This window comes from Marinobacter sp. UBA2498 (assembly GCF_002341575.1).
Taxonomy (GTDB): Bacteria; Pseudomonadota; Gammaproteobacteria; order Pseudomonadales; family Oleiphilaceae; genus Marinobacter; species Marinobacter manganoxydans.
In genome coordinates, this window is the sequence record NZ_DDOI01000136.1 from 42899 (window position 1) to 45046 (window position 2148).

A 2148-nucleotide genomic window follows, 5' to 3' on the forward strand; every position below is an offset into this window, starting at 1 on the left:
GGAGGTTGCCCGCAAGGCAGAAAGCATTGTGAGTATCTTCGGCGGTATCGTGCTGGCGGTGCTGATCGTGGCGCTGGTGTACGGTGTTCGCGACCAGATCTGGGAGCTCCTGAAGCAGGCGGGGCCGGCAACCATCCTGTTGAATCTGGCCGGTATTGGTCTCGGCCTGGCGGCCGGCCGGATGGCGGGTCTGACCCAGCGGGAATCCCTGGCAGTGGCGGTGGAGCTGGGTGTAAAGAACGGCACCATTGCCCTCATGGTCACTCTGACTCTGCTGGAATCCAGCGCCATGTCGATCCCGGCTGCGGTCTACGGGGTGCTGATGTTCCCCATCGGCTTTGTTCTCGCCATGTATGGTCGAAGCATCATTCCCATTTCGACGGTACAGAGCAAAAACTGACTGGAGTCCTGCGTTATGCAGTTCCTGAACGGCATTACCCTTCTGCTTGTCTACCAGTTGATAGGGGAGATTACAGTTCGCTTGCTCGGTGTTCCCATCCCCGGGCCCGTACTTGGCATGGTGATGCTGTTCGTAACTTTGATGATACGGGGCAAGGCGCCGGAGTCTGTCGATCAGGCGTCCACGGCCTTGCTCAGTCATCTCTCGCTTCTTTTCGTTCCGGCGGGCGTGGGCATGATGGCGCATTTTGGCCGCATCGCCGACGAGTGGCTTCCAATAACCCTGGCGCTGTTGTTAAGTACCGTGATTACCATGGTTGCCACCGCGCTGATCATGCAGGTAACCACCCGCTGGTTTGCCAAGCCGCTTGCTGAAAAGGAGGGCGGCGATGAATGAGCCGGGCCTGCAAGACATCTGGGTATATCTCTCCGCATCACCGCTATTGGGGCTCACGATCACCCTGGTGGCCTATGGCCTGGCCTACCGGCTGTATCTGAAAACCAACTCCAACCCTCTGGCCAACCCGGTGGTCACGTCCGTCGCCATGCTTATTATTCTGCTGCTGGCGACAGGCACCTCCTACAGCGATTATTTTGAAGGCGGCCAGTTTGTTCACTTTCTGCTCGGTCCGGCCACGGTGGCGTTGGCCGTTCCCCTGTACCAGCAGTTTTCCAGGCTTCGACAGCTCTGGTTACCGGTGACCATTTCGCTCTTTTGCGGCGTTGTCATCGCCGCAGGCAGCTCTATCGGCCTGGCCCGGCTTCTGGGTGGGTCTACGGAGATCCAGATGTCCCTGGCCCCGAAATCGGCAACGGCGCCGGTGGCCATGGGGATTTCCGAAAAAATTGGCGGCCTTCCGTCGCTGACTGCCGTATTGGTTGTTATCACGGGCATCACCGGCGCCGTTCTGGGCACCAAGCTCTTTGAGTGGATCCGGGTTCGCGATGACACCGCCAGGGGCATTGCCATGGGTGTTGCAGCACACGGTATCGGGACCGCCCGGGCGTTTCAGGTAAGTTCGCAGATGGGTGCTTTTTCCGGGCTTGCGATGGCGCTTTCCGCCTTCGCTACCGCCTTGCTCGTGCCCTGGCTGGTCGATCTGCTTGAAGCCTGGATCCCCGCCTGAGCCGGCTCTTCCGATGGATTCAATGGGATAACTCCATTTCCCCATCGCTGGCGTACCCGTTATCAAGAGAAACCTTGATAAGCGAACCCTGAGGAGGCCCCTTGAGCAGGAATAACTACCTGGCAGTGCTTGTTCTGTCACCGGTGTGGATGTCGAGCTCGCTTCCGGCGATTGCACAGTCGTCATTGGACAACGATGAGGAGCTGGTGCTTCAAGTAACGTCACCAAGACTGGTTCGGGATCTGTACGAAACGCCCGCGGCAGTCTCGGTCATCAACGCACCCGATATCCGTGAGGGTCAGCAGCGTCTGCAACTGGATGAATCCCTCAATACCGTTCCGGGCCTGTTTTTTCAGAACCGCTACAACTTCGCCCAGAATCTCAGATTGTCTACTCGCGGATTTGGTGCCAGAGCGCCCTTCGGTATTCGGGGTATCCGGATTCAGGTGGATGGTATCCCCTACACGCTGCCCGATGGCCAGTCCCAGATCGATGCCATTGATCTGGATTCCGCCCAGCGAATCGAGGTCATTCGGGGGCCTGCCTCCGTTCAGTATGGGAATGCCGCGGGCGGTGTGATCGATATTTCCACTGCGTTGGGTGATGAGCTGCCCCAGGGCGG

3 protein-coding genes and 1 pseudogene are annotated in these 2148 nt (G+C 58.7%); all 4 read left to right on the forward strand.

What is annotated here, in order from left to right:
• Positions 1–400: pseudogene (locus B2W52_RS18795) on the forward strand (bile acid:sodium symporter family protein); the annotation flags it as partial.
• 15 nt (positions 401–415) lie between these two features.
• Positions 416–796, forward strand: coding sequence for a CidA/LrgA family protein (locus tag B2W52_RS18800; RefSeq protein WP_092032020.1), 381 nt, complete (start codon positions 416–418; stop codon positions 794–796).
• The gene (locus B2W52_RS18805; protein WP_014578190.1) at positions 789–1526 is read left to right on the forward strand and encodes an LrgB family protein; all 738 of its coding nucleotides are present in this window, start codon (positions 789–791) and stop codon (positions 1524–1526) included. Before B2W52_RS18800 ends, B2W52_RS18805 begins: the two co-directional genes overlap by 8 nt.
• Before the next feature lie 101 nt (positions 1527–1627).
• Positions 1628–2148, forward strand: a 521-nt coding sequence (locus B2W52_RS18810; protein WP_286803888.1) for a Plug domain-containing protein, incomplete at its 3' end; no start/stop codon positions are given.